Consider the following 25050-nt stretch of genomic DNA (forward strand, 5'->3'; position numbering starts at 1 on the left):
GTGGGCCGGATCATGGCCCTACTGTCGCACCGCTCCCGCCGCCGCAGGCGTCACCGCTTCACGAGTCGTACCGACAGACCTTCTGCCGTGTACACGGGTACGGCCCGCAGCCGGTCGGAGTTCACCTCGATCCGGATGAACCGGCCGCGCAGCCGGGGCACGTCGACGACCGGCAGGGTGCTGCCCTCGGCCGGCGGCCGCTGGGTGTCCAGTCGCAGCGACAGCACCGCCGAGTCGCCCAGCACGGCCAGGTGCTTGACCGTCAGGGGTGCCTTGCGGCCGGCGCGCAGGGTGACCTCCAGCGTGCCCGCGTCCTGCGCGTAGGCGCCGCGCACGCGGAGCCGTCCGGCCACCCGCAGGGTGCCGCCCGCGACCCGCACGTCCCCGTGGCCGAGGGCGTCCTCGGAACCGGCGACCAGCGTGCCCTCGGCCAGCACCGTCCCGCCCGTGTAGCGGTTGCGGCCGGTCAGCGCCAGCGAGCCGGTGCCGCGCTTGGTCAGGCCGCCGCACCCGTCGATGTCGTTGCGCCAGGCGTCGGCGGCCGAGAAACCGCCCGCCGCCGCGTCCAGCGTGACCGAGACATCCGCGTCGAAGGCGCCGTAACCGTCCGCCGCGGCGAACAGGTTGAGCCGGCCCCACTGCTCGAAGCCGTCGAGGAGAACGTACCCGGAGGGCAGCCCGGTGGTGCGCAGCACCTCACGGCGCTGATCGGCCGTCAGATACGGCAGCCGGGTCTCCACCAGCACCTCCGCGCCCTTCGGCACGGTCAGCGGCAGATCGCGGCCCTGCCGGGTGAGGACGTACGTCAGCCGGGGCCGGACCGTGCGGGCGTTGACCTCCCGGTCGGCGTACGGGTCGGTGCCGGTGTGGGCGTAGGCGAACAGCGTGTCGGCGGTGGTGCCGGTCTGCGCGGTGAACCAGGCGAGGGCCTGGGCACGGGCGGCGGCCTTCAGACCCGCGTTGGCCGGGTCGGCCAGGGTGGCCGCGGCGAGCGCGGTGGCCATGATCCGGCCGCCGATGACGTCGACGGGGTGGTGCATGCCCGCCACGATCCGGGTGTGGCTCAGCTCGAACGCGCGGGTCACCAGCTCCTGGAAGCGCTCGGGTACGGCGTAGGCGTAGGCCAGCGCGGCCAGGTGGAAGGCGTTGGTGTGGCCGCTCGGGAAGCCGCCGTCGTCGGCCGGGGAGGTGCCGCGCTGGCGCAGCAGCTGCGGGGCGACGACCACCGGTGAGTCGTACACGGGGAAGCCGAACGCGTCCGTCCTCCCCGTGTCGACGACCTCGCTGTCCTCGGTCAGGCGCCACGGACGCGGGTACTCGTAGGCGTACTTGGCGGGGTTGCCGGAGGCGTAGGGTCCGCGCAGGGTGTCGACCAGTTCGGCGACCTTGCCGAGGGCCGAGTCGTGGGCGCCGGCGCCGAGGGCCGAGCCGGCCGGGGCGTCGGCCGGCACGGCGTCGCTGACGGTGGTCGCGGGTGTGCCGTCGGGCGCACTCGTGATCGATGTGACCGCCTTCGCGCCCGCCGTGTAGAGGCCGGCGAGCGGGCCGAGGCCGGCGATCAGTGCGTAACTCTGGTGCTGGCGGTCGTAGACGAACGCCTCCTTCGCCTGGGCGTCGGTGCGCGTCTGCGTGACGCGGGCGCAGTAGTCCAGGTCGGCGCGCAGCACCTCGGGCCGCAGCGGGGCGCCGCTGTTCCAGGCGGAGCCGGTCTTCCACACCTGGGCGAAGCCGCCGAGGATCCGGACCACCGCGTTGGCCTCGGGCGTGAGATTGGCGACGACGTTCGTCTTGTAGTCGTCCACGAACGCGGCCGGGGCGGTGGCGGCCTTCGCGTCGGCCGCCGGCAGCCAGGCGGCGACGGCCGGGGCGGCGAGCACGCCCGCCGACGCGGCCAGCGACGTCTTGAGGAACCCGCGCCGGTTCGGCACGGAGGAGGGGTGCCCGGCAGGTGACGGCATGCCTGTGCCTCTCAGGAGTCGTCCACGGGGCGCCCGTCGGGATGTGCCGAGTTGTGCGATCCCGTGGAGAAGAAGGGGGAAGAAGTTGAACTGCTGAATATCTAGGGCTGTGGTGTGACCCGTCGGGGAGGGCCCGGTGATCTCCGCATGGTCGGCGGGTGAACGCGGGGCACACGCCGCACAGAAACGCCCAGATCCCGTCCTGGCCTCACAGGAGCGAACGTGCCAGCGCCACCGCCCCGTCGACCGGCGGCACCCGCAGCGGCCGCGGCCGGGCGGACGGCAGGGACTCGGCGAGGGCGGCGGTGAACGCGTCGTAGAGCAGCGGCTGGGCGAGCACCATGCCGCCCGCGACCACCACGTCGTCCGCCGGCACGCCCCGCCGGGCCAGCAGCGCCACGAGGGCGGCCAGTGAGCGGCCCCCGGCGGCTATCACCGCGTGGGCGAGCGCCGAGCCGGCCTCGGCGGCGGCGAAGACGGCCGGGGCGTGCCGTCCCCACTCGGCGGAGGGGTCTGTGGCGCGCTCCAACGCCGCGCCCAGGGCGGGCACTTCGGGCACGCCCAACGCCTCGAGGAGCGCCGCCGCCAGCGCGTCGGGTGCCTCGCCGCGGTCGTGCGCGGCCCAGCAGGCGCGGGCCGCCTCCCGGACCAGCCCGGCTGCGCCGCCCTCGTCGCCGAGGGCCGCGCCCCAGCCGCCGACCTGCACGGGGGTGCCGTCGGCGCGCCGGCCCACCGCCACCGAGCCGGTGCCGGCGACCACGCCGACGCCCCTGTCCAACCCGGCGGCGGGGACGAGGAGTTCGGCGTCACCCACGACCAGCGCGGGCACGTCGACGTACGCGCGCAGGGCGGTGCGCAGCAGCGCGCACTGGCGCGGGGTCTCACAGGCGTGGCCGCCCACGGCCAGCGCCGACGGGCGGACCCCGGACGGCAGCCCGTCGGTGACGAGCTCGGCCAGCCAGGACGCGGCGGCCGCGGCGTCGTGCGGCCGCCAGCCGCCGCTCGCGCGGACGAGGTCGGCGACTTGAGTGTCTCCGGCCACGGCCCGCAGATGCGTCTTGGTGCCGCCCACGTCGATGCCGACCAGGACGGGCGTGGAGTCCTGCACGGAACCTCTTTCGTCGGTGCGCTGCTTACGACGGTGGGCGAACCGTGCCTGGGTGAAGGGTGGTTGGAGCGGTCGGGAAGCCCCGGGACGGGCCTCGGGCGGAGTACGGCAGGCGAGTACCGTGAAGTTCGTTAGGAAGTTAACTAACGAAGTACAGTGCGTCAAGAGGCGTCGCGCTCAGGGCCGTTGGGACCCCCGGGCCGCTCCGCGTGACGCCGGGCATTCCCAGTGCCGTTGTCCGGGGTGCCCTGCCGAAAGCGGTCCTTGACCTGTGGGAGAACCGTGGAACACGACGTGGTGACGGCGCCCCGGCTGTCCGAGAGCGCGAGCGCGGTCTTCGCCGTGCTCGCCCGGGCGGGCAGCGCCACCCGGCCGCAACTGGCGAGCCTCGCCGGGCTGTCCAAGCCGACGGTGTCCTCCGCCGTCGCCGAACTGGAAAGCGCCCGGCTCGCCGCCCTCTCCGGCACCGCCTCCAGCGGCACCGGCCGCACCGCCGCCGTCTACCGGCTCGGCCCGGACGCCGGCGCCGTGCTCGCCGTCGACCTGGGCCCCGACCTCACCCGGGTACGGGGCTGCGCCCTGGACGGGAGCCTGCTGGCCGAGGCCACCGGCTCCCGGGCCGACGCCGCCGACGCCGTACGCGAGGCCCTCGGTGCGCTGCCCGCCGGTGTCCCGCTGCGCACCGTCGTCGTCGCCGTCGGCGATGTCACCGCACGGGCGGCGGAGGGCGGCGGGATGCGTCCGGCGACCGACAAGGCGGGCCCGGTCTTCGACTCCATGGCCGTCGCACTGCCCCCGGGAGTCCCCGTCCACCTGGAGAACAACGTCAACTGCGCCGCCCTCGCCGAACTGCACCAGGGCGCCGCCCGGGGCCGCGGCACCTTCGGCTATCTCCGCGTCGGGGTGGGCGTCGGCCTGGGCATCGTCGTCGACGGCCGGGTGCTGCGCGGGGCGAACGGCGCCGCCGGTGAGCTGGCCCGGCTGCCCTACCCCTGGGATGACGGCCGCGAGCCGCGCCTGGAGGCGCTGGAGGAGTACATCGGCGCCCGTTCGCTGCTGCGGCGTGCCGCCGAGGCCTGGCGGGCCACGGACGGCCCCTGCCCGGCCACCACCGAGCGGCTGTTCGCCCTCGCGGGCCAGGGGCGCGCCCCGGCCCGCACCGTCGTCGCCCGCCATGCCGCCGACGTGGGCCGGCTCGCCGCCGCCGTGGCCGCCGTGCTCGACCCCGGCCTGATCGTGCTCGGCGGCAGCACCGGCGCCGACCCGCAGTTGCTGCCCGGGGTGCGGACCGAGCTGGCGCGGCTGAGCTGGCCCACCGAGGTGGTCAGCAGCACCGTCGGTGACCTGGGCACCGTCGTGGGCGCGGCCCGGCTCGCGGTCGCCCGCGGTGTCCGAACCGTGACCGAGGCCGTGCGAAGGAAGGATTGACGGCCTCCGGCTCGTTCTGTCAATGTCCGGACAAGCGCTTTCTAAGCCGGTCGGGACACCGGCTTGGGGTGGCATCCGGGCCGTACGCGACGTACGGCGCGGCGCACGAGGGCGTGCTCGTGCGCCACCGGCCCGCACGCGGCCGGGGATCCCACCCGCAACTCAGGCGGCGCGGCCGGGCGAGGCCGCCCCCGGGAGGCGCACGTTCCCCCAGCACCGCACCCGTGCCGCAGCGACCGCGCACCCGCACCCCCGTGCCGCGGCGACCGGCCGGAAATCCGACACGCATCTTCAGGGAGGACCCGGTGGGTCACCAGATCTCGCGCAGAACCCTCTTCCGCACCGCGAGCGGGCTCGCCGCCGCAGGCGCCCTCGGGCCCGCGCTCACCGCCTGCGCGGGCGGCACCGGAGCCGGCACCACCAGCAGCAGGCTGACCATGACCTGGTGGGGCAGCGACGAGCGGCACGCGGCCTACAAGAAGGCGCTGGCCTACTTCCAGCAGAAGAACCCGAAGATCAAGATCCAGGAGACCTACTCCGGATACGACGGGTACTTCAACAAGTTCAACACCCAGATCGCCGGCGGCAGCACCCCCGACCTGCTGCAGATGGACACCGCGCTGGTCGCCCAGTACGCCCGCAAGGGAGTCCTCGCCCCGCTCGACGACTACGTCGGCAAGACCCTGGATCTCACCGGCTTCTCCAAGACGCTGCTCGCCGCCGGCACGGTGGACGGCAAGCTGTACGGCGTCCCGTCCGGTATCGGCACCAACCAGCTCACCGTCAACCGCAGCGGGCTGGAGAAGCTGGGCCTGAAGTTCCCGGACGCCGAGTGGACCTGGGCCGACCTGAAGAAGATCGCCGTCGACGTCAACAAGAAGAGCGGCGGCAAGCTCTTCGGCGTCGACGACGGTGGCGGCGGCACCCTCAACGCCTTCGAGATCTTCGCCCGCGAGCACGGACAGAACCTGTTCTCGGACGACGGAAAGAAGCTCGGCTTCACCTCGGACACCCTCCAGGCGTGGTGGGAGTACTGGGCCGAGATGCGCAGGATCAACGCCTCCCCGGCGGCCGCGGTCACCTCCGCGGCGCACAACGACCTCACCAAGAACGGCGTGGTCATCGGCAAGACCCTCTTCACGTTCGACATCGGTGTCTACGGCGCGGGCGGCTCGATCACCAGCGCCACCCTGGACTTCCTGCCCACTCCGCAGGGCGACTGGTCCGGCGCCCGGGAGGGCAACTTCCTCAACGGCGGTGTGCTGCTGAGCGCCACCAAGTCCAGCAAGCGCGTCGCCGACTCCGTGCAGATCATGTCGTTCTTCGCCCAGGACGCCACGGCCATCAAGGACATGCAGCTGCTGCGCGGCATCCCACCGACGGACAAGGCACGCGGCCTCATCAGCGCGGGTCTGGACGACACCGACAAGCGGGACATGGCGAACGCCGACTACATCTCCAAGCGCGTCGCCAAGGCCACCAGCGCGCTGCCCGCCCCGCCGCCCCCGCCCGCGGCCGCCACTCAGATCTGGGACCTGCTGTTCCAGTCGAATCTCGCCATCGCCTTCGGCAAGGCGACGATCAAGGCGCAGCTGGGCAAGTTCTTCGACCAGGCGTCAGGAATCCTGAGCGCCTGAGCGCTCCGCTGGAAGCACGGTGATGAACCCGCGGGCCGGTGGGGGCTGGTCGCGCCCCGCGGCGGAGCCGCAATCGGACACAGCTCCGCGCCCCTTCGGGGCGCGGCACGCACCGGCACTTCACCAAGGCCGCCCAGGCCCTGTCGTCAAACTCCCTCCCCCAGCCTTCGGCCGGGCGGTGCCCCCAGCCCCACGACGCCATGCACGCTCCCTCAAAGGGGGCACCCCCACTCGCCGCGCCGGGCCCGGGCCCAAGTACATCCAGTACGAGGGCCAGAGCCCGGCACTCCCCCAGCCTTCGGCCGGGGGGACCCCCAGAGCACGCACCTACTGCATACATCAGCCGCTCCGCGGCGGGCGCGAGGCCCGCCCTCCGGGCGGACGACAGGACCTAGCCGCACCGCACCACCGAACACCGGGAGAGGGCCAGGGAGATGAGTATGACCACCGCGCAGACCGGCGCGGTCGCCGAGGAGCCGTCGGCTCCGGCGGCTCCGTCCGACCAGCGGGAAAGCGACCGGATGCGGCGCCGCCTCGCCCATCGTCGGGGCGGAGGCTGGTGGCCGTACCTCTTCCTGGCCCCTTGGTTCGTGGGCCTGTTCGGCCTGACGATCTACCCGATGCTGGACTCGCTGTACCTGTCCTTCACCAGGTTCGACCTGCTGTCGGCCCCGAAGTGGATCGGCGTCGACAACTACCGGAAGATGTTCACCGACGACCCGGTCTTCTGGGACTCGGTGCACGCCACGCTCCTGTACGTCGTCGTCTCCGTCCCGCTGAAGCTGGCGTTCGCGCTCGGCGTGGCCATGCTGCTCAACCGCCCGCTGAGGGGCATAGGCCTGTACCGGGCCGCCTTCTACCTGCCCTCCCTGCTCGGCGGCGCGGTCGCCGTGGCCATCGTGTGGCGGCAGGTCTTCGGCGGCGACGGCCTGTTCAACCACTTCCTGGGCTGGTTCGGCATCAAGGGCCAGGACTGGATCTCCAGCCCCGACACCGCGCTCTACACGCTGGTGCTGCTGGCCGTCTGGCAGTTCGGCACCCCGATGGTCATCTTCCTGGCCGGTCTGAAGCAACTGCCGAAGGACGTGTACGAGGCGGCCGCCATCGACGGAGCCGGACCCGTCACCCGCTTCTTCAGGATCACCCTGCCGTTGCTCACCCCGATCGTCTTCTTCAACGTCGTCCTGCAGATCATCGACGCGTTCAAGACCTTCACGCCCGCCTTCGTCATCAGCAACGGCACCGGCGGACCGCTCGACTCGACCATGCTGTACTCCCTCTACCTGTACAAGAAGGGCTTCGCGGACCTGCAGATGGGCTACGCATCGGCGCTGGCCTGGGTGCTGTTCCTGGTCATCGCGGGCTTCACGGCGGTCAACTTCGTCGCCGGCCGCTACTGGGTCCACTACGACGACTGAGCGAGGAGCCAGCCGAACATGTCCGCCATCGCCCCGAACGCGTCGCCGCTGCAGAAGCTCCGCTCGCTCACCGGCCCCCGCCGCGTCCTCCTGCACACCCTGCTCATCGGGGTCGCGCTCGTCATGCTCTACCCGCTGCTGTGGATGCTCAGCAGTTCCCTCAAGCCCGACACCCAGATCTTCACGCACCCCGGACTGATCCCGGGCCGGCTGCGCCCGCAGAACTACTCCGAGGGCTGGAGCGGCTCCGGAAACTCCTTCTCGCTCTACATCACCAACTCGCTGATCGTCACGATCGGCGCGGTGACCGGAAACGTCATCTCCTGCTCGCTGGCCGCCTACGCCTTCGCACGCTTCGAGTTCCGGGGAAAGAAGATCTGGTTCGGCCTGATGCTCGGCACGCTCATGCTGCCCATCCAGGCCACGCTGATCCCGCAGTACACGATCTTCTACAACCTGACCTGGATCAACACCTTCCTGCCGCTGATCGTGCCGAAGTTCCTCGCCACGGACGCCTTCTTCATCTTCCTGATGGTGCAGTTCATCCGCTCCATCCCGCGCGAGCTGGACCAGGCCGCGATGATGGACGGCGCCAACCCGCTCCAGATCTACTGGCGGATCATCCTGCCGCTGATGCGGCCGGCCCTGGTCACCACCACGATCTTCACCTTCATCTGGACCTACGACGACTTCCTCAGCCAGCTCGTCTACCTCCAGCAGAACGCCCGCTTCACCGTCCCCCTCGGCCTCACCCTCTTCCTGGACAAGACCAGCGGCTCCTCCTACGGCGCGATGTTCGCCATGTCGACACTCGCGCTCGCCCCGACGCTCATCTGCTTCCTCGTCTTCCAGAAGAGACTGGTGGAAGGCCTGGCCACCACCGGAATGAAGGGCTGAACAGCGTGCATCTGCCCTACCAGCGCGGCCCGCTGCACGACCTGCCGGACACCCCCGAGGCGTACGACGCCGTCCTCGCCGACGTCACCGAGCAGGCCCTCGCCCGGATGACCCCCGAGGGCAACCTCGAACACCCCGACGCCCACGACGACATCGGCGACACCTCCCTCGGCATCACCTCACTGCTCGCCCTCGCCTGGCAACGCGGCAAGGACCCCCGGCTGCCGGAGACCGTCCGCCGCAGCCTCGCCTTCCATCTGCGCGAGCGCGTGTACACCGAGGACAACCCCGGCTACCCGAACCTCGAGGTCACCAACTCGGGCCTGCCGTATGCCCGTTACGTGCTCGAAGCGGGCGCCCACCCCATCGGCGACTGGCCCAGCACCGTCTGGGCGCTGCTCCAGGCGGTCAACGTCCTCGACGCCGCCGACGGCCTCCTGGACGACGAACAGCGCACGGAACTACGTGAGTTGGCGCACGGCTACTGGCGTTGGCTCACCGAGGCCACCTTCTTCAACCCGCAGGAGGCCGGGAATCAGGCCATCGGCTGCGTCGTCGGCGGCCTGATGCTCGCCCGCCATCTCCCGGACGGACAGGGCGAGTCGGTCCGGGCGCGAGCGCTCGGCCTGTACGCCGACGAGATCCGCGCCCATCGCGTACGCGACCGCGGTGCGCTCCTGCCCCCCGAGCACGGCGGCGCCTACGACAACAATTACGGCCCTATCTCCCTGTCCTTCCTGGCCCAGGCCCACCGGGTCAGCGGAGAGGAGATCTTCGCCGAGGACGGCGACGCCCTCGCCCGGTACATCGACGCCCGGCTGACGTCCGGCGGCTACGACAACGGCGGCCCCCGGTACAGCGAACAGCACTCCGGCTTCGAATCCGTCCTGGGACTGCGGTACTTCGGCGCACGCATCGGCTCCGACCTCGGCCGCTACCGGGGTGACACCCGGTGGGGCCGGCACGCCGCCCAGCGGGACGGCTGGATCGACGGGCACTTCGCCTTCATGCTGGTCTGGCAGATCCAGGACCCCACCCGCTGGCACCGCACCCCGTCCTGCGCACCCGCCCGCCACCAACTGCGCTCCGGCAGCGTGTCCGTGGCCTTCGACGGCCGGATGACCCCCTCGCTCATCGAGGCGGGCGGCACCTACTACCTGCCCGCGGCCGTGCGCCGTCAGCACGGGTTCGGGCCGGTCACGGACGGCTTCCTGCTGTGCCGCCCCATGGGCGAGGTCCGGGTCGCGGACGTCCGCGCCGAGGGGCTCGCGGCGAAACTGGTGACCAAGCCCGTCGTCGGCCGCGACCACGTCCTGCGCCAAGTCCGCTCGCTGTACGTCACCGACGGCACGAGCCTGTGGGTGGCGGTCGCCGTGGAGTGGCTCGACGGGGCGCCGTACCTGCTGGCCGGGCTGCCGTACGCCGCCGACGACGGCGACCGGGTGCGCCGCACCGCCGAGGGCGAGGTCGTCTCGGCGGGGGGCCTGCGCCTCACGCACCCAGCGGACCCCGGGCCCGACCACTTCGACACCCGCGCCGGACTCACCCAGGAACAGGCCGCGTTCGCGCTTGCCGCCGACCCGCGCGGCTACGGCAACCCCGACGAGGGCTGGCGCCACCTGGTCTCCTCCAGCGCCCTGGAGGCCGAACCGGCACCGGGCGCGCCGGAGGGGCTGCATGTGTTCGCCGTGCGGTACGGGCCGGGCGGCCCCTACGCGCCGGTGTTCGAGGAGGGTCCGGACGGGCTCATCGTCCGCACGGAGGCGTTCACGGCGGTCGTCGGTGCGGTGGCGGGCGACAGCCGTGGGGAGCCGTCCCTCACGCTCCGCCGCTGAGCCTCGTCAGCGCTCGGGCAGCACCGGTGCCGGCAGCGCGCCCGCCGGCACCACCACGTCCGCCCGCCCCCGCGTCGTCGCCACCAGCTCGGCGTTGCGCTGGTCCGTGCCCAGCACCCAGGCCGCGGCCGTCTCGTGGTCCTTGCCGAACTCCTCGTGCCGCGCGATCAGCCGCCGGATCCGCTGGTCCTCGTCCGTCTCGCAGAACCACACCTCGTCCAGGCACGGCCGCACCCGCGCCCACGCCCCCTCCGTCAGCAGAAGGTAGTTGCCCTCGGTCACCACCAGCCGGGCGGCGGGCGGGACCGGGATCGCGCCGGCGATCGGCTGCTCCAGCACCCGCTCGAACCCGGGCGCGTACACCACCTCGCCGGTGTCCTCGCGCAGCCGCCGCAGCAGCGCCGCGTACCCGGCCGCGTCGAAGGTGTCAGGCGCGCCCTTGCGGTCCCGGCGGCCCAGCCGGTCCAGCTCGACGTCGGCGAGGTGGAAGCCGTCCATGGGCACGTGTGCGACCCAGGGCGGCCCGTCGGCGTTCAGGGCGCGCACCAGATGCTCGGCGAGGGTGGTCTTGCCCGCCCCGGGGCTGCCCGTGATGCCCAGCACGGCACGTCGGTCGGCCCGGCCGAGGTCACGGGCGCGGGCGAGGAGGTCGTCGAAGGTCAGCGGCACACTGCAGAGTGTGTCATCAGGAGTTCGCGCGGTGTGTGGCGTGTGCCACTCGCTGGACCGCGTCCCATGGGGAACAGTGCTGGGTATGACTCAGCTCGGTCTTCCCGACGCCATCCAGGCCTGTCTGTTCGATCTCGACGGGGTCGTCACCAAGACGGCCGTCGTCCACGCCGCCGCCTGGAAGGAGACGTTCGACGCGTTCCTGCGGGACTACGCGGGGGAGCAGGGGCGGCCGTTCGACGCGGTCGCCGACTACGACGAGTACGTCGACGGCCGCCCCCGCGCCGACGGCGTCCGTGCCTTCCTCGACTCGCGCGGCATCCACCTGCCCGAGGGCACCCCCGAGGACCCGCCGGACGCCCCTACCGTGCACGGCCTCGGCAACCGCAAGAACGTCCTGCTGCTGGAGCGGATCCGCACCGGCGGCGTGGAGGCCTACGAGGGCACCCTGCGCTATCTGGAGGCGGTCCGCGCCGCGGGGCTGCGCACGGCGATCGTCTCCTCCAGCGCCAACTGCAAGGACGTGCTGCACTCCGTGGGCGCCGAACACTTCTTCGACGTACGGATCGACGGTGTCGTCGCCGCCGAGCGCCATCTGCCGGGCAAGCCGCACCCGGACACCTTCCTCGCCGCCGCCCACGACCTGGGCATCGAGCCGTCCCGGGCGGCCGTCTTCGAGGACGCGCTGGCCGGCATGGACGCGGGCCGCGCGGGCGGCTTCGGATATGTCGTCGGCGTGGACCGCGTGGGCCAGGCCGACGCGCTGTACGCGCACGGCGCGAGCATCGTGGTGCAGGATCTAGCCGAACTGGGAGGCAAGCAGTGATCACCGACCGGTCGTACAGCGTGGAGCCGTGGGCGGTACGGGAGACGTCCCTCGATCTCGACGTGCTCGCCCAGAGCGAGTCGGTGTTCGCGCTGTCCAACGGGCACGTCGGCTGGCGCGGCAACCTCGACGAGGGCGAACCGCACGGCCTGCCCGGCAGCTACCTCAACGGCGTGCACGAGGTGCACCCGCTGCCGTACGCGGAGGCCGGCTACGGCTACCCGGAGTCCGGCCAGACGGTCATCAACGTCACCAACGGCAAGATCCTCAGGCTGCTGGTGGACGACGAGCCGTTCGACCTGCGCTACGGCCGGCTCGTCGCCCATGAGCGGGTCCTGGACCTGCGCCGCGGCGTGCTGGAGCGGACCTGCGAGTGGACCTCCCCGGCCGGCTCCACGGTCCGGGTGCGCTCCACCCGGCTGGTGTCGCTGACCCAGCGCGCGGTGGCCGCGGTGGCGTACGAGGTGACGGCCGTCGGCAGCCGCAGCCGGGTGGTGATCCAGTCCGAGCTGGTCGCCAACGAGAGCCTGCCCGAGTCGAATGGCGATCCGCGGGCGGCCATGGCGCTGCAGTCGCCACTGGAGCAGGAGGACCACTTCGCCTCCGGCAGCCGGCTGCGGCTGGTGCACCGCACCCGGCGCAGCGGCCTGCGCGTGGCGGTGGCCGCCGATCATGTCGTCAGCGGCCCCGAGCGCACCACCACGCGCAGCGAGAGCGGCGCCGACGTGGCCCGGCTGACGGTCACCTCCGTGCTGGAGCCCGGTCAGACCCTGCGGGTGGAGAAGCTGGTCGCCCACGGCTGGTCCGGCACCCGTTCGCTGCCCGCGATGGCCGACCAGGTCGACGCCGCGCTCGCCGCCGCCGCGCACGACGGCTGGCAGGGCCTGCTGGCGGACCAGCGGGCCTGCCTGGCCGACTTCTGGGCCCGCGCCGACGTCGAGGCGGAGGGCGACGAGCAGGTCCAACAGGCCGTACGCTTCGCCCTGTTCCACGTCCTGCAGGCCGGGGCCCGCGCCGAGCAGCGCGCCATCCCGGCGAAGGGCCTGACCGGCTCCGGCTACGACGGGCACGCCTTCTGGGACACCGAGATGTTCGTGCTGCCCGTGCTCGTCCACACCGCCCCCGCGGCGGTCGCCGAGGCGCTGCGCTGGCGGTACAACACCCTGGACGAGGCCCGCGAACGCGCCGCCCAACTCGGGCTCGGCGGAGCCGCGTTCCCGTGGCGGACCATCGCGGGACCGGAGGGCTCGGCGTACTGGCCGGCCGGCACCGCCGCCTTCCACGTCAACGCCGGCATAGCCGACGCGGTGGTCCGGTACGTCGAGGCCACCGGCGACACCCTGTTCGAGCGCGAGGCCGGCGTGGAACTGCTGGTGGAGACGGCCCGGCTGTGGCGCTCGCTGGGACACCACGACGCGCACGGCGTCTTCCACATCGACGGCGTCACCGGACCCGACGAGTACAGCGCGGTCGCCGACGACAACACCTACACCAACCTCATGGCCCGGCAGAACCTGCTCGCCGCGGCCGACGCCGCCGAACGCCATCCGCGTGAGGCGGCCCGGCTCGGCGTGGACGAGGAGGAGAGCGCGGCCTGGCGGGACGCCGCCGAGGCCATGTACGTCCCCTACAACCACGAACTCCGTGTCCACGAGCAGCATGCCGGGTTCACCCGCTACCAGCGCTGGGACTTCGCGGGCACCCGTCCCGAGCAGTACCCGCTGCTGCTGCACTTCCCCTACTTCGACCTCTACCGCAAGCAGGTCGTCAAGCAGGCCGACCTCGTGCTGGCCATGTACACCTGCGGGGACTTCTTCGACACCGGACACGACGAGGAGGACGCCGAGCAGGTCGCCCGGAACTTCGCCTACTACGAGCCGCTGACCGTGCGGGACTCCTCACTGTCGGCGTGCTGCCAGGCCGTCGTCGCCGCCCAGACGGGCCATCTGGACCTCGCCTGGGCCTACACCGCCGAGGCAGCACTGATGGATCTGCAGGACCTGGAGCACAACACGCGCGACGGGCTGCACATCGCCTCGCTGGCCGGCACCTGGATGGCGCTGGTGGCGGGCTTCGGCGGGATGCGCCGCGACGGCGAGCGCCTGCGGTTCGCGCCCCGCCTGCCCGAGCGGCTGAGCCGGCTGGCCTTCAACGTCGAGTTCCGCGGCCGGCGGTTGCGCGTGGACATCGGCGCGGACAAGGCGACGTACGCGCTGCTGGACGGGCCGCCGCTGAGCCTGCGGCACCATGGTGAGCCGCTCACCGTGAGCGCCGACGAGCCGGCGGTGCGGGCGGTGCCGCCGGTCGTTCGCCGTGCCGCTCCCGAGCAGCCGCTGCACCGGGCCCCGAACGGGAGTTGACCCCTTCGGGGCGCTTCTCGCGGGCTCTCTCAGTTCAGGACGCCGGACAGCTGCCGCAGCAAGTCGCCCGTCGCGTCGGCCGCGAGCAGTGCGGACAGGGTGCCCAGAAGGAGGACGGCCGTCGCGGCCGGCCACAGCCGTGGGGGCGGGCTGGTCTGCAGGGCCGCGATCCGGCGGGTGACGGCGCGGTCGGTGAAGTGCAGGGCACAGGCGGTGCGGGCCCGGCCGGTGGTGAGCGCGGCCCGCGCCAGCGCCCGGGCGGTGGTCCGCCGGTCGCCGACCGTGGCCGCCGCCTGCTCGTCGGCCCACCGCTCCACGAGGAAGCCGACGGCCTTGCGCACCGGGCCGAGCAACGGGTCGGCCGCCGCCGCGAGCGTCGCCGCGGCCACCAACGGCCCGTGCCGGTGGGCCAGATGGGCGCGCTCGTGCGCGAGGAGCACCCGCCGCTCGGCGGGCTGGAGCGCGCGCAGCATCGCCGAGGTGACCAGGATCCGGCCCGGCCGGCCCGGGATCGCGAACGCCTGCGGCACCTCGGAGGCGGCGACGATCAGCTCGGTGCCCGCCGGGTGCCCCGCGCACAGCCGGCGCAGGGCGCGGCGGGTGCGGCGCTCTGCGCCGAGGGCCCGGTACACCCGTACCGCGATCGCCACCAGCGCCAGACAGGCGGCGAGGCCGATCGCCTCGGGCACCGGGTCCGTCACCGGATGCCCGTCCTGGCGGGCCTCGCGAATGACCGGCGGCGCGTCCCCGAGGAGCGCGGCGGCCAGCAGGACCAGCGACCAGGTGGTGGCCGCGGCCGTCAGTACGGCCGCCGAGGTGAGCACCCGCGCGGCCAGCGCCGGAGCGACCCGGCGGGCGACCAGCGGGCCGGCCACCGACAGCAGCAGGGACAGCACCAGCGGGGTGTACACGTCAAACCTCATGCGCCGCCTCCGGCGAGCAGTTCGCGCAGCGCCCGCTCCTCCTCGGGGCTCAGTCCGGTCACGAACTGCTGGAGCGCGGCGATCGGGTCCGGGCCCCGGTCCAGGACCTCGTGCATCGCCTCGGCGGTCAGCTCGGCCGCGTTCTTCGCCGGCCGGTACGCCCCGCGCCGCCCGTCGGCGTCCCGCAGCACCAGCCCTTTGTCGTACAGGCGTTTGAGGATGGTGTGTACCGTGTTGTAGGCGAGCGCCCCGTCGATCTCGGCCTGTATCTCGGCCGGGGTCAGTGGCCGCTCGGTGGCCCAGAGCGCGGCCAGTACCTCGCTCTCCAGCTCACCGGCGCTGCGCCGCTCCGCCCTGCCGCGGGCCCCTGTGCCAGCCATGCCCCAACCTTACAGCGCGTAGTGCCGTCGGCCGGATGGCCCCATCCTCCCGGCGTGAGGCCCGGGTTCGGGGTAGTTTGGCGGTGTTTTCCCCGACTCCCGTTCGCGACCCTACAGGCTGTAGGGTGACAAGGGTCCCCACATGCCGCGGGGGCAGAGGGGTGATGATGGCCGGCAGCGCGCACGCCACACTCGCCGGAATCCGGCGCTCGCGCTCGTTCCGCACGTCCGGCGGCACCCGGCCGTTCCGTGCCACCGCACCGCTCGCGGCCGTCGCCGTGGCCTTCACCCTGGCCCAACTCCTCCTCGTCCGGCCCGGCATGGGCCTCGGCTGGGACGAGACGGTGTACGTCAGCCAGGTCAGTCCCCAGGCCCCCGCCGCCTTCTTCAGCGCACCCCGTGCGCGGGGCGTCCCGCTGCTCGTCGCGCCCGTCGCCTCCTGGTCCACCTCCACGGCACTGCTGCGCATCTACCTCGCCGTCCTGTCCGGCCTCGCCCTGTATCTGGCCCTGCGCGCCTGGCGCGGCCTGTTCCCGGTGCGCGTGCTCGCCCTCGCCGGCGCCCTGTTCGCCTCGCTGTGGGTCACCCTGTTCTACGGCCCGCAGGCCATGCCCAACTACTGGGTCGCCGTCGGCGCCCTGGCCGCCGTCGGCTGCTTCCTGCGCGCCCGCGCCGACCGGGCCGACCGGGCCGCCCCGTGGGGCCTGGCCGCGAGTGCCGCGCTCATGGCCCTGATGCGGCCCATGGACGCCGTCTGGGCGGTGCTGCCGCTCCTCGCCCTCGGCCTGGCCCGCCGCCACTGGCGGGCGCTCGCGGTGCTGCTCGCCGGGCTCGCGGCGGGCAGCGCCGAGTGGGTGATCGAGGCGTACACCGATTACGGCGGCCCGGTGCGCCGGCTGTCCGAGGGCTCGCAGATCCAGGGCGGACTCGGCTGGCATTCCGCCGTCGTCGACCAGCTGCGCAGCCTCGGCGGCAGGGCGCTGTGCCGGCCGTGCACCGGTCACCTCCCCAACCCGGTGGTCACCCTCTGGTGGTTCGTCCTGCCCCTGCTCGCCGTGCTCGGGCTCGTCGTCGCTGTCCGCGCCCGGCGTACGACGGCCACGCTGCTGCCGCTCGCCTGCGCGGCCACCACCGCCTTCCCGTATCTGTTCATGATCGGCTACGCCGCCCCGCGCTTCCTGCTCCCGGCCTACGCCCTGCTGGCACTGCCGGTCGCCGGCGCCCTGGTGTACCTGTTCACCGCGCCGCGCCGGCCCTGGCGCCCGGTCGTCGCCACACTGCTCTGCCTCGGACTCGCCGCCCATCTCGCGGTGCAGCTGGCGGTCCTGGAGAAGACGGTCCGCAACACCACCGCGGACCACCGCGGCTGGTCCCGCACCGCCGCCTTTCTGCACCGGCTCGGCGTCCGCCCGCCCTGCCTGCTCGCCGGGGACGGGGCGATCCCCGTCGCGTTCTACACCGGCTGTTCCTCGGCCGCGACGGCCGGGCACAACGCCAACAGCACCCAGGAGGCCATCATCGGGACCGCCCGCCGGATCCCGGTCGCCGCGCTGGTGCCCGACGGCACCAGGCCGCCCGGATACGCCCGCCACTGGCCGTCCGAACCGCTCGACGGACAGCGGCTGTACTACTCGGTGCCCAGGGGCGGCCGATGACGTCCCCGCCGGGTACCCGGGAACGGCCGCTGGAGTCCCCGCCGGAACTCACCACGTCCCTGGGCCGGCGGCACGCCTACTGGCACGCGGGCGTCCTGCTCGCCGTCCTGCTCGGCGGGCTGTACCTGGCCCGCCGGCACTGGCCCGCCCTGGAGAGCGGGGCCGGGCGGCTGGCCGGAGCCGACCAGGGCTGGCTGCTGGTCGGCGCCACGGCGGCCGTCGGCACCTGGGCGGCCTCGGCCCTTGCCCAGCAGGGCGCGGTGCTCCGACGGCTGCCCGGACACCGGCTGGTCGCCGCCCAGTTCGCCGCCTCCGCCGCCAACCATCTGCTGCCCGCGGGGCTCGGCGCCGGCGCGGTGAACCTCAGGTTCCTGATGCGCTGCGGACTGCCCGCGGGCCGCTCGGCCAGCGCCCTCGCCGTCAAGGCCACCGCGGGTGCCGCGGTCCGCCTGGCACTGATCGCGCTGCTCGTCCCGGCCTGCCCGGGACTGCTGCGTCCACCGCATCTCACCCCGACGACCCTCGCCGTCGCCCTCGGGGGACTCGTGCTGCTCATGGCCCTGCCGGCCACCCCGTGGTGGGCGCGCTGCCGACGGGCCCTCACGGCCGTCCTGGCCGACATCCGCGCCCTGCACACCTGCCCCGCGCGAGCGGCGGCCCTGTGGGGCGGCTCCCTCGCCTTCGCCGCGCTGCACTCGCTGGTCCTCATCGCCGTCACCCAGGCGGTCGAACTGCCGTTGCCCCCGCTCCAGGTGGCCCTGCTGTACCTCGCCGCCAGCAGCGCCGCGGCCCTGCTGCCCACCCCGGGCGGCCTCGGCTCCCTGGACGCGGCGCTCGCCCTCGCCCTCACCGTCTCCGGCGCGCCCGGCGCGGCCGCCGCCTCCGCCGTGCTCGGGTACCGGCTGCTGACCGTGTGGCTGCCCCTGCTTCCGGGGCTGCTGGTGCTCGGCGTGCTGGTGCGGCGCAAGGCCCTGTGAGCCAGCGGGAGTTTCCCGCGCGCCCGCCACAGGTAGGAGTCGGGTGTCGATGCCGTGCGGGAGGGGGAGAGCCATGTCGGGGAACGACACAGCGGGGCTGCCGGGGGAGGCGTTCTTCAGGCCGGGGACGTCGTCCTTCACCGAGTTCCTTGCCGCGCACCGCCCCGGGCTGCTGCCCACCGCACCCGCGCTGCCGGCCGGAGTGCGGATGGCCCCCGACCGGTGCCCGCACGGCACCACCGTGCTCGCCCTCACCTACCGCGACGGCGTGCTGATCGCCGGCGACCGCCGGGCCACCATGGGCAACCTGATAGCCCAGCGCGACCTGGAGAAGGTGCATCCGGCCGACGACTACACGGCCGTCGCCTTCGCCGGCACCGTGGGCCTCGCCGTCGACATGGTGCGGCTCTTCCAGGTCGAGCTCACCCACTTCGAGAAGATCGAGGGCACGCCGATGACCCTGGCCGGCAAGGCGACCCGGCTCGCGGCCATGATCCGCCAGAACCTCGCCCAGGCCATGCAGGGCCTCGCCGTCGTCCCGCTGCTCGCGGGGTACGACCTCACCGAGCCCGACGGCGGCCGCGGCCGCATCTTCGGCCTGGACGCGGCCGGCGGGCTCTACGAGAAGTACGACTTCTACGCCGAGGGCTCCGGCTCCCCGTACGCCCGCGGCGCGCTGAAGAAGCTGTACCGGCCGGGCCTCACCCGGCGCGAGGCCGTCCTCGCCGCGCTCCAGGCGCTGTACGACGCGGCGGACGACGACTCGGCCACCGGCGGCCCGGACCTGCACCGCCGTATCTTCCCGGTCGTCGCCGTCATCACCGAGGACGGCTTCGAGCGGCTGCCGGGGGAGGAGACCGAGGAACTCAGCGGGGAGATGATCCAGCAGCGCAGCGCCCACCCGGACGGCCCCCACGCCACCCCCTGAGCCGTGCGGCGCCGGGCGCTCGACCGCCCCGGGCCGTCGTGCCAGCGCCTCAGGTCAGGCGGTGGCCGATCCCGCGGGACGTGGCGATGGTCCGATCGCTGCCCGTCGTGCGCAGTTTGCGGCGCAGCCGGGTCAGATACTGGTCCAGCGTGTTGTCGCTGACCTGTGCCCCCTCCGGCCAGCCCGCGCGGAGCAGGTCACGGCGGCGCACCAGCTCCCCGCCGGCCGCGGTGAGCGCCGCCAGCAGCCGGAACTCCGTCGGTGTGAGATCGACGCGGCTGCCGGACACGGTGGCGCTGTGCCGGACGGCGTCCAGCACCAGCTCGCCCGCGGCGGCCGCCGGGGCCGGGGGCGCGGTCCGGCGCAGGGCGGCGCGCAGCCGGGCGGTCAGCTCGGCGAGGTGGAACGGCTTGGGCAGATAGTCGTCCCCGCCGGCCGAGAAGCCGGACAGGCGGTCCGTGAGCCCATGCCGCGCGGTCAGGAAGAGGACCGGGGCCAGGAAGCCGTTGGCCCGCATCGCCTGGCAGACGTCGCGGCCGTCGGCGTCGGGCAGACCGACGTCCAGTACGACGCCGGACACGTCCGGTGTCGCCAGCCGCAGCGCGGTGGCGCCGTCGCCGGCGCAGACCGTGTCGAAATCCTCGTCCTGCAGACCACGGCGCAGCACGTCACGCAGGGCGTGATCGTCCTCGACGATGAGGATCCTGGGGCGCATGTCTCTCCACCGGCCCGTCGGCCGTGTCGTTCGGGTGGGGTAGGCCCCGCTGCGGGGCACGGGGGACGTATCGCCCGGGCAGCCACCGGGCCACCACGCAGACGAAGACACCGAGCCAGCCGACGGCGAGCAGCCAGCCGCCGACCACGTCGGTGAACCAGTGGACGCCCAGGAAGACACGGGTCAGCCCGACCCCCGCCCCCCAGCACGCGACCAGCGGACACAGCACGGTCCGGCCGTGCAGGGCACGCAGGCACAGGGCCGTGATCAACAGGCCCGCCGTCAGCGCGGCCGTGGTCGTGTGACCCGAGGGGAACGACCAGCCGGAGGCCTGGGTCTGCCAGTCGTACTGCGGCGGCCGGGCCCTGGCGACCAGCTCCATCACGCCGTATCGCACCGCCTGGCCCGCGCCCAGGCAGACCGCGGCGAGCGGCACGGCCACCAGCCGCTGCTGCCCGGTGCGTCCGGCGATCAGCCCGGCGAGGACCACCAGGACGTACGGCACGACACCCGTGCCCGTGGCGGTCAGGCCGCGGGCCACCGCCACCGCGACCGGCGGGCGGTGTTCGACGGACCAGGACAGCAGGCCCCGGTCCGGGGCGAGCGGGCCGCCCTGGTCGCTCACCACCACGGCGGCCAGCGCCGCGAACGCCATCCAGGCGCCCAGGGCCACCGTGCCCGCCGACTCCGCGAGCCGTCCGGACCTCATACGGGTGCCGCCACCAGCCGCGGGCGCAGCCAGGCCCCCGCCAGAGGTCCGGTGAGGCGGGTCCGCGGGCGGCGAAGGACGATCATGGCCAGGAAGAGCGCGCACACCGGGGCGACGGCGCCCGGCCGCCGGGAGACGAAGAACAGGGCGACCGCCGCGGCGCAGGCCACAGCCGCCACGGTCACCGCCGTCCCCGCAGCGTCCGCCCCGTGCCGGCGGCCCCGCCACCGGCCCACCACGTCGAGGTGGAGCGGCCCGTCGGCCGGGGAGCCGGACAGAGCGGACGTCATCAGCGGGTCTCCCTGGCCGCCCTGCGGGAGCGCAGCACCTCGGCCGCGAGCGGGAGGAGGGACACGACGACGATCAGCGCGATCAGCGGAAGCAGGTACTTGTCGATGCTCGGGATCGAGGAGCCCAGCGCGTATCCCGCGAGCGTGACACCGAGACTCCACACGAGGCCGCCCGCCACCTGCCAGAGGGTGAAGGTCCGGGCCGGGACCTCGAGGGCGCCCGCCAGCGGGTTGAGCACCGTCCGCACCACCGGGATGAAGCGGGCCAGCACGATCGCCTTCGCGTGTCCGTACCGCTCCAGGAGTTCCTCGGCGCGCTGCGCGCCCTCGCGCAGCTTCGCCGACCGGCTGCGGGCCAGCAGCGCGCCGCCCGCCTTCCGGCCGATCAGGAACCCGCACTGCGCGCCGGCCAGCGCGCCGACGGCAGCCGCGACGAGCAGCGGCCCGAGCGAGAGGTGCACCGTGCTGTCGGACTTGCCCGTGCACAGCAGCCCCGCCGTGAACAGCAGGGAGTCTCCGGGCAGGAAGAACCCGATCAGCAGGCCCGTCTCCGCGAAGAGAACCACGCCGACGCCGAGCACGCCGAAGGCGGCGAGCAGCGAATGGGCGTCGAGCACGTTGACCGCGAGCTGCGACGCCAGGTGTGGGGGAGTGGCCATGCGCCGTACGCCCTTTCCTTCGACTGTGACGTGGACTGTGACTGGATCCGACTACACATTTGTAGACGGTCTATCGACCCGTAGACGAACGGAGAGCGGCGAACGTTCCCGGACTTTACCTGTCCATTACCGCTTTATGACCGGCCGACTACATGATCGTGGTCATGATGGTCCGCGAAGGTAAGGTATGCCTTCACTAACTAACAGGGAGGGCAGCAGGGCATGTGGGACGACGCGTTTCCGAGTTTCCTGATCGGACTCAGGGAGGGACTGGAAGCCGGACTCATCGTCTCCATCCTGGTCGCCACCCTGGTGCGGGCCGAGGCGCGCTCGCGGCTGCCCCAGGTGTGGACCGGCGTCCTGGCCGCCGTCGCCGTGGCCATGAGCTTCGGCGCGGTGCTCACCTTCACCGCCGCCTCCATGCCGCAGACCGCCCAGGAGGCGTTCGGCGGCACCCTCAGCGTGATCGCGGTCGCGTTCGTCACGGCCATGGTCTTCTGGATGCGCCGCTCGGCCCGCGGCCTCTCCGGAGAACTGAAGGAGAAGGTGACCGGCGCCCTCGCCATGGGCTCCGGAGTGCTGATCCTCACCTCGTTCCTCGCGGTCGGCCGTGAGGGCCTGGAGACCGCCCTCTTCCTGTGGACCACCGCCCAGGCGGCCGGCGAGTCGGCCGGACCGCTGACCGGCGCCGCCGTCGGCCTGGTCCTCGCGACAGGCCTGTGCTGGGGCCTGTACCGGCGCGTGCTGAAGATCAACCTGACGAAGTTCTTCACCGCCACCGGCGCCGTGCTGATCGTCATCGCGGCCGGTGTCCTCGGCTACGGCCTGCGCGACCTCCAGGAGGGCGGCGTGCTGCCCGGGAAGACGGCCTATGCGGTCGATCTCGCGAGCGGCGTCGACGCCGGCTCCTGGTACAGCACCCTGATCCAGGGCGTCCTCAACCTCACCCCGGCCATGACCTGGCTGCAGGTGCTGGCCTATGTCGCCTACCTGGCCGTCGTGATGACCCTGTTCGTGCGCGGCGTGCGGACCACGGCTCCGAAGCAGGAGAAGGAGCGCCCCGAGCGCGAGCCGAAGGCCGGCCAGCCGCAGCGGCGCCGACCGGTCTGGGTGGTGCCCGCCGCCGTGGTCGCCGTACCCGCCGTGATCGCCGGATTCGTCGTCGCCCTCTCCCGGCCCAAGCCCGCCGGGGACCAGACCGTCGCCGTCTCCGAGACCGAGTGCGGCAAGGGCTTCACCGCGCCGCGGCCGGGCCGGCAGACCTTCCAGATGCAGAACACCGGCAGCAAGACCGCCGAGGTGTACCTGATCGACCCGTCGACCAGCGCGGTCTACGGCGAGATCGAGGGCCTCGCCCCCGGCACCACCCGCGACCTCGTCGCCACCGTCGCCGGCGGCACCTACGCCTGGCGCTGTGTCCCCACCGGCGGCAAGGCCGTCACCTCCAAGTCGGTCACCGTCAGCGGCGGCGGCGCGGCCAAGCCGGTCGTCCCCGTCTCCGAACAGGACCTCGCGGGCCCCCTGACGGCGTACAAGGCGTACGTCGGCCAGGGCCTGGCCACCCTCGTCGGCCAGACCCGGACGCTCGCCGACGACATCCGGGGCAACCACCTGGACAAGGCCCGTACCGACTGGCTCACCGCCCACCTGACCTACTCCTCGCTCGGCGCCGCCTACGGCACCTTCGAGGACTTCGACAAGAAGATCAACGGCCGGGCCGACGGACTGGCCGACGGCGTGGACGACAAGGACTTCAGCGGCTTCCACCGCATCGAGTACGGCCTGTGGCACGGCCAGTCGGCCAAGGACCTGACCGGCCCCGCCCAGCAGCTCGCCACCGACTCCGCCGGACTGCAGAAGGCGTTCCCGAGCCAGGACTTCGACCCCGGCGACCTGCCGCTGCGCGCACACGAGATCCTGGAGAACACCCTCCAGTTCGAGCTGACCGGCGACACCGACGAGGGCAGCGGCACCAACCTCGCCACCGCCGACGCCAACCTCAGCGGCACCCGCGAGCTGCTCACCGTCCTCAAGCCGCTGCTCACCAGCCGCGCGCCCAAGCTGCTCCCCATGGTCGACGCGGACATCGCCCGTGTGCAGAAACTCCTGGACGGCGCCCACGACGGCGGCCACTGGACCCCCGTCGACCGGCTCGCCCAGGCCGACCGGCAGCACCTGAACGGTGCCACCGGCCAGCTGCTGGAAGACCTCGCCCCGATCCCGGACCTGCTCGAGATCCGGAAGTCCGCCTGATGTCCGAAGCCCGCCCGATCATGTCCGCGCACCCGCACCCCGAAGGGAACCCTGCGATGTCCACTGCCGAACCGTCGGCCTGCCCTGTCGGCCCCGCCCGCCGCTCGTTCGTGCGGACCGCGCTGGGCGCCGGTGCCGCCGGAGCGGTGCTGGCGGGCGGCGGCTTCGCCCTCGGCGAGAGCGGCGGCACCGCGCAGGCGCAGTCGGCGAACGCCGACGGCACGGCCAAGGTCCCCTTCCACGGGGCCCACCAGGCCGGCATCGTCACCCCGGCACCGGCCGCCGCCACCTTCGTCTCGCTGGACGTCATAGCCGACGACCGCAAGGGCCTGACCGACCTGCTGAAGACCATCACCGAGCGGGCCCGCTTCCTCACCTCCGGGGGCGCCCCCACCGACCTGGGCGTCGGCGCGCCGCCCTCCGACAACGGCATCCTCGGCCCCGAGGTCCCCTCGGACGGCCTCACCGTCACCGTCGGTGTCGGCGCCTCCCTGTTCGACGACCGCTACGGCCTCGGCAAGGCCAGGCCCGCCCGGCTCACCCCGATGCGGACCTTCCCCAACGACAACCTGAACGCGGCCGAGTGCCATGGCGACCTGTCCCTGCAGATCTGCGCCCAGAGCCAGGACACCGTGCTGCACGCCCTGCGCGACATCGCCCGGCACACCCGCGGCGCCATGCAGATCAAGTGGCGCATCGACGGCTTCCAGAACGCACCGCGCCCCACCGGCGCCCAGCGCAACCTGCTCGGCTTCAAGGACGGCATCGCCAACCCGGACGTCACCTCCGCCCGCGAGACGAACAAGCTGATCTGGGTCGGCGACGGCCAGGGCGAGCCCGCCTGGACCAAGGGCGGCAGCTACCAGGTCATCCGGATCATCCGGATGCTGGTCGAGTTCTGGGACCGGGTCTCGCTCACCGAGCAGGAGAAGATGTTCGGCCGCCGCAAGGACACCGGCGCGCCCCTCGACGGGGCCAAGGAGACCGACATCCCCAACTACGCCAAGGACCCGCACGGCACCGCGATCCCCCTCGACGCCCACATCCGCCTCGCCAACCCGCGCAAGGCCTCGACCGACAGCTCCCGGATCCTGCGCCGCGGCTACAACTACGACCGGGGCGTGGACAACGTCGGCAACCTCGACATGGGCCTGGTCTTCTGCTGCTACAACCAGGACGTCAAGCGCCAGTTCGAGGCGGTGCAGACCCGGCTGATCGACGAGCCCCTCGTGGACTACATCTCCCCGACGGGCGGCGGCTACTTCTTCGCCCTGCCCGGCGTCCGGGACGCCAAGGACTGGCTGGGGCGGGGCATGCTCTCCGTCTGACGGCACCCGGCGGCCTTATTGCACATTGGTTGCAAGTGCGGTTGTATAGCGCGTGGCTGCGCTGTGCAGCCGTACCCGCACCACAGAAGGATGCCCC

At 73.1% G+C, this 25050-nt stretch carries 21 protein-coding genes; 12 read left to right on the forward strand and 9 right to left on the reverse strand.

Translation table 11 applies throughout. From position 1 onward, the window contains the following. Nucleotides 1–50: 50 nt before the first annotated feature. Nucleotides 51–1958 (reverse strand): phosphatase PAP2 family protein, encoded by a 1908-nt coding sequence (locus ACWCQS_RS04545; RefSeq protein WP_451003079.1) that lies wholly within the window; start codon nt 1956–1958, stop codon nt 51–53. Between the two features lie 208 nt (nt 1959–2166). Beyond that, complete coding sequence (locus ACWCQS_RS04550; RefSeq protein WP_451003080.1) at nt 2167–3066, reverse strand: BadF/BadG/BcrA/BcrD ATPase family protein; 900 nt, start codon at nt 3064–3066, stop codon at nt 2167–2169. Nucleotides 3067–3348: 282 nt separating this feature from the next. On the opposite strand from ACWCQS_RS04550, the gene ACWCQS_RS04555 reads away from it, so the two are divergent. The 5 genes from ACWCQS_RS04555 (at nt 3349) to ACWCQS_RS04575 (ending at nt 10281) form a co-directional block, all read left to right on the forward strand. Further along, complete coding sequence (locus tag ACWCQS_RS04555; protein ID WP_451003081.1) at nt 3349–4494, forward strand: ROK family transcriptional regulator; 1146 nt, start codon at nt 3349–3351, stop codon at nt 4492–4494. A 305-nt stretch (nt 4495–4799) separates the two neighbouring features. Continuing rightward, on the forward strand, nt 4800–6131 hold the full coding sequence (locus ACWCQS_RS04560) for an ABC transporter substrate-binding protein (protein ID WP_451003082.1): 1332 nt from the start codon (nt 4800–4802) through the stop codon (nt 6129–6131). Nucleotides 6132–6571: 440 nt separating this feature from the next. After that, nucleotides 6572–7549 carry a carbohydrate ABC transporter permease gene (locus tag ACWCQS_RS04565; protein WP_451003083.1) on the forward strand — a complete coding sequence of 326 codons (978 nt, stop codon included), beginning with the start codon at nt 6572–6574 and terminating at the stop codon, nt 7547–7549. 18 nt (nt 7550–7567) lie between these two features. Then, nucleotides 7568–8446: a carbohydrate ABC transporter permease gene (locus tag ACWCQS_RS04570; protein WP_451003084.1), complete on the forward strand. Its 879-nt coding sequence runs from the start codon at nt 7568–7570 to the stop codon at nt 8444–8446. 5 nt (nt 8447–8451) lie between these two features. Further along, the gene (locus ACWCQS_RS04575; RefSeq protein WP_451003085.1) at nt 8452–10281 is read left to right on the forward strand and encodes a hypothetical protein; all 1830 of its coding nucleotides are present in this window, start codon (nt 8452–8454) and stop codon (nt 10279–10281) included. Between the two features lie 6 nt (nt 10282–10287). Here ACWCQS_RS04575 and ACWCQS_RS04580 read toward each other — a convergent pair whose 3' ends face one another. Continuing rightward, on the reverse strand, nt 10288–10950 hold the full coding sequence (locus tag ACWCQS_RS04580; RefSeq protein ID WP_451003086.1) for a nucleoside/nucleotide kinase family protein: 663 nt from the start codon (nt 10948–10950) through the stop codon (nt 10288–10290). An 85-nt stretch (nt 10951–11035) separates the two neighbouring features. On the opposite strand from ACWCQS_RS04580, the gene ACWCQS_RS04585 reads away from it, so the two are divergent. Together ACWCQS_RS04585 and ACWCQS_RS04590 are read left to right on the forward strand one after the other, a co-directional pair. After that, entirely contained in the window at nt 11036–11776 is a 741-nt protein-coding gene (locus ACWCQS_RS04585) for a beta-phosphoglucomutase family hydrolase (protein ID WP_451003087.1), read from the forward strand. Further along, entirely contained in the window at nt 11773–14136 is a 2364-nt protein-coding gene (locus ACWCQS_RS04590; RefSeq protein ID WP_451003088.1) for a glycoside hydrolase family 65 protein, read from the forward strand. The genes ACWCQS_RS04585 and ACWCQS_RS04590 overlap by 4 nt, the downstream gene beginning before the upstream one ends. Before the next feature lie 29 nt (nt 14137–14165). On the opposite strand, the gene ACWCQS_RS04595 is transcribed toward ACWCQS_RS04590, so the two are convergent. Both ACWCQS_RS04595 and ACWCQS_RS04600 read right to left on the reverse strand, forming a co-directional pair. Beyond that, nucleotides 14166–15059, reverse strand: a complete 894-nt coding sequence (locus tag ACWCQS_RS04595) for a M48 family metalloprotease (protein ID WP_451003089.1) — start codon at nt 15057–15059, stop codon at nt 14166–14168. After that, a complete protein-coding gene (locus ACWCQS_RS04600; RefSeq protein WP_451003090.1) occupies nt 15056–15439 on the reverse strand; it encodes a BlaI/MecI/CopY family transcriptional regulator in 384 nt (127 codons plus the stop codon). Before ACWCQS_RS04600 ends, ACWCQS_RS04595 begins: the two co-directional genes overlap by 4 nt. Before the next feature lie 167 nt (nt 15440–15606). Here ACWCQS_RS04600 and ACWCQS_RS04605 point away from each other — a divergent pair, with 167 nt between their 5' ends. The 3 genes from ACWCQS_RS04605 (at nt 15607) to prcB (ending at nt 18999) form a co-directional block, all read left to right on the forward strand. Next, a complete protein-coding gene (locus tag ACWCQS_RS04605) occupies nt 15607–17094 on the forward strand; it encodes a hypothetical protein (protein ID WP_451003504.1) in 1488 nt (495 codons plus the stop codon). Further along, nucleotides 17091–18071 (forward strand): lysylphosphatidylglycerol synthase domain-containing protein, encoded by a 981-nt coding sequence (locus tag ACWCQS_RS04610; RefSeq protein WP_451003091.1) that lies wholly within the window; start codon nt 17091–17093, stop codon nt 18069–18071. Before ACWCQS_RS04605 ends, ACWCQS_RS04610 begins: the two co-directional genes overlap by 4 nt. Before the next feature lie 73 nt (nt 18072–18144). After that, entirely contained in the window at nt 18145–18999 is an 855-nt protein-coding gene (gene prcB, locus ACWCQS_RS04615; RefSeq protein WP_451003092.1) for a proteasome subunit beta, read from the forward strand. Between the two features lie 49 nt (nt 19000–19048). Here the strand turns inward: prcB and ACWCQS_RS04620 are convergent, their stop codons facing one another. Genes ACWCQS_RS04620 through ACWCQS_RS04635 form a run of 4 tightly spaced genes read right to left on the reverse strand, consistent with a single transcriptional unit; the run spans nt 19049 to nt 21372 of the window. Beyond that, nucleotides 19049–19714 carry a response regulator transcription factor gene (locus tag ACWCQS_RS04620; RefSeq protein ID WP_451003093.1) on the reverse strand — a complete coding sequence of 222 codons (666 nt, stop codon included), beginning with the start codon at nt 19712–19714 and terminating at the stop codon, nt 19049–19051. After that, a complete protein-coding gene (locus ACWCQS_RS04625) occupies nt 19668–20423 on the reverse strand; it encodes a phosphatase PAP2 family protein (protein WP_451003094.1) in 756 nt (251 codons plus the stop codon). The genes ACWCQS_RS04620 and ACWCQS_RS04625 overlap by 47 nt, the downstream gene beginning before the upstream one ends. Beyond that, nucleotides 20420–20713, reverse strand: coding sequence for a hypothetical protein (locus ACWCQS_RS04630; RefSeq protein WP_451003095.1), 294 nt, complete (start codon nt 20711–20713; stop codon nt 20420–20422). The genes ACWCQS_RS04625 and ACWCQS_RS04630 overlap by 4 nt, the downstream gene beginning before the upstream one ends. After that, nucleotides 20713–21372 carry a DedA family protein gene (locus tag ACWCQS_RS04635; protein WP_451003096.1) on the reverse strand — a complete coding sequence of 220 codons (660 nt, stop codon included), beginning with the start codon at nt 21370–21372 and terminating at the stop codon, nt 20713–20715. Before ACWCQS_RS04635 ends, ACWCQS_RS04630 begins: the two co-directional genes overlap by 1 nt. 222 nt (nt 21373–21594) lie before the next feature. Here ACWCQS_RS04635 and efeU point away from each other — a divergent pair, with 222 nt between their 5' ends. Together efeU and efeB are read left to right on the forward strand one after the other, a co-directional pair. Continuing rightward, a complete protein-coding gene (efeU, locus tag ACWCQS_RS04640; RefSeq protein ID WP_451003097.1) occupies nt 21595–23625 on the forward strand; it encodes an iron uptake transporter permease EfeU in 2031 nt (676 codons plus the stop codon). A gap of 56 nt (nt 23626–23681) precedes the next feature. Further along, nucleotides 23682–24953 carry an iron uptake transporter deferrochelatase/peroxidase subunit gene (gene efeB / locus ACWCQS_RS04645; protein WP_451003098.1) on the forward strand — a complete coding sequence of 424 codons (1272 nt, stop codon included), beginning with the start codon at nt 23682–23684 and terminating at the stop codon, nt 24951–24953. Nucleotides 24954–25050 lie beyond the last annotated feature (97 nt).

This window comes from Streptomyces sp. NPDC002076 (genome assembly GCF_053593835.1).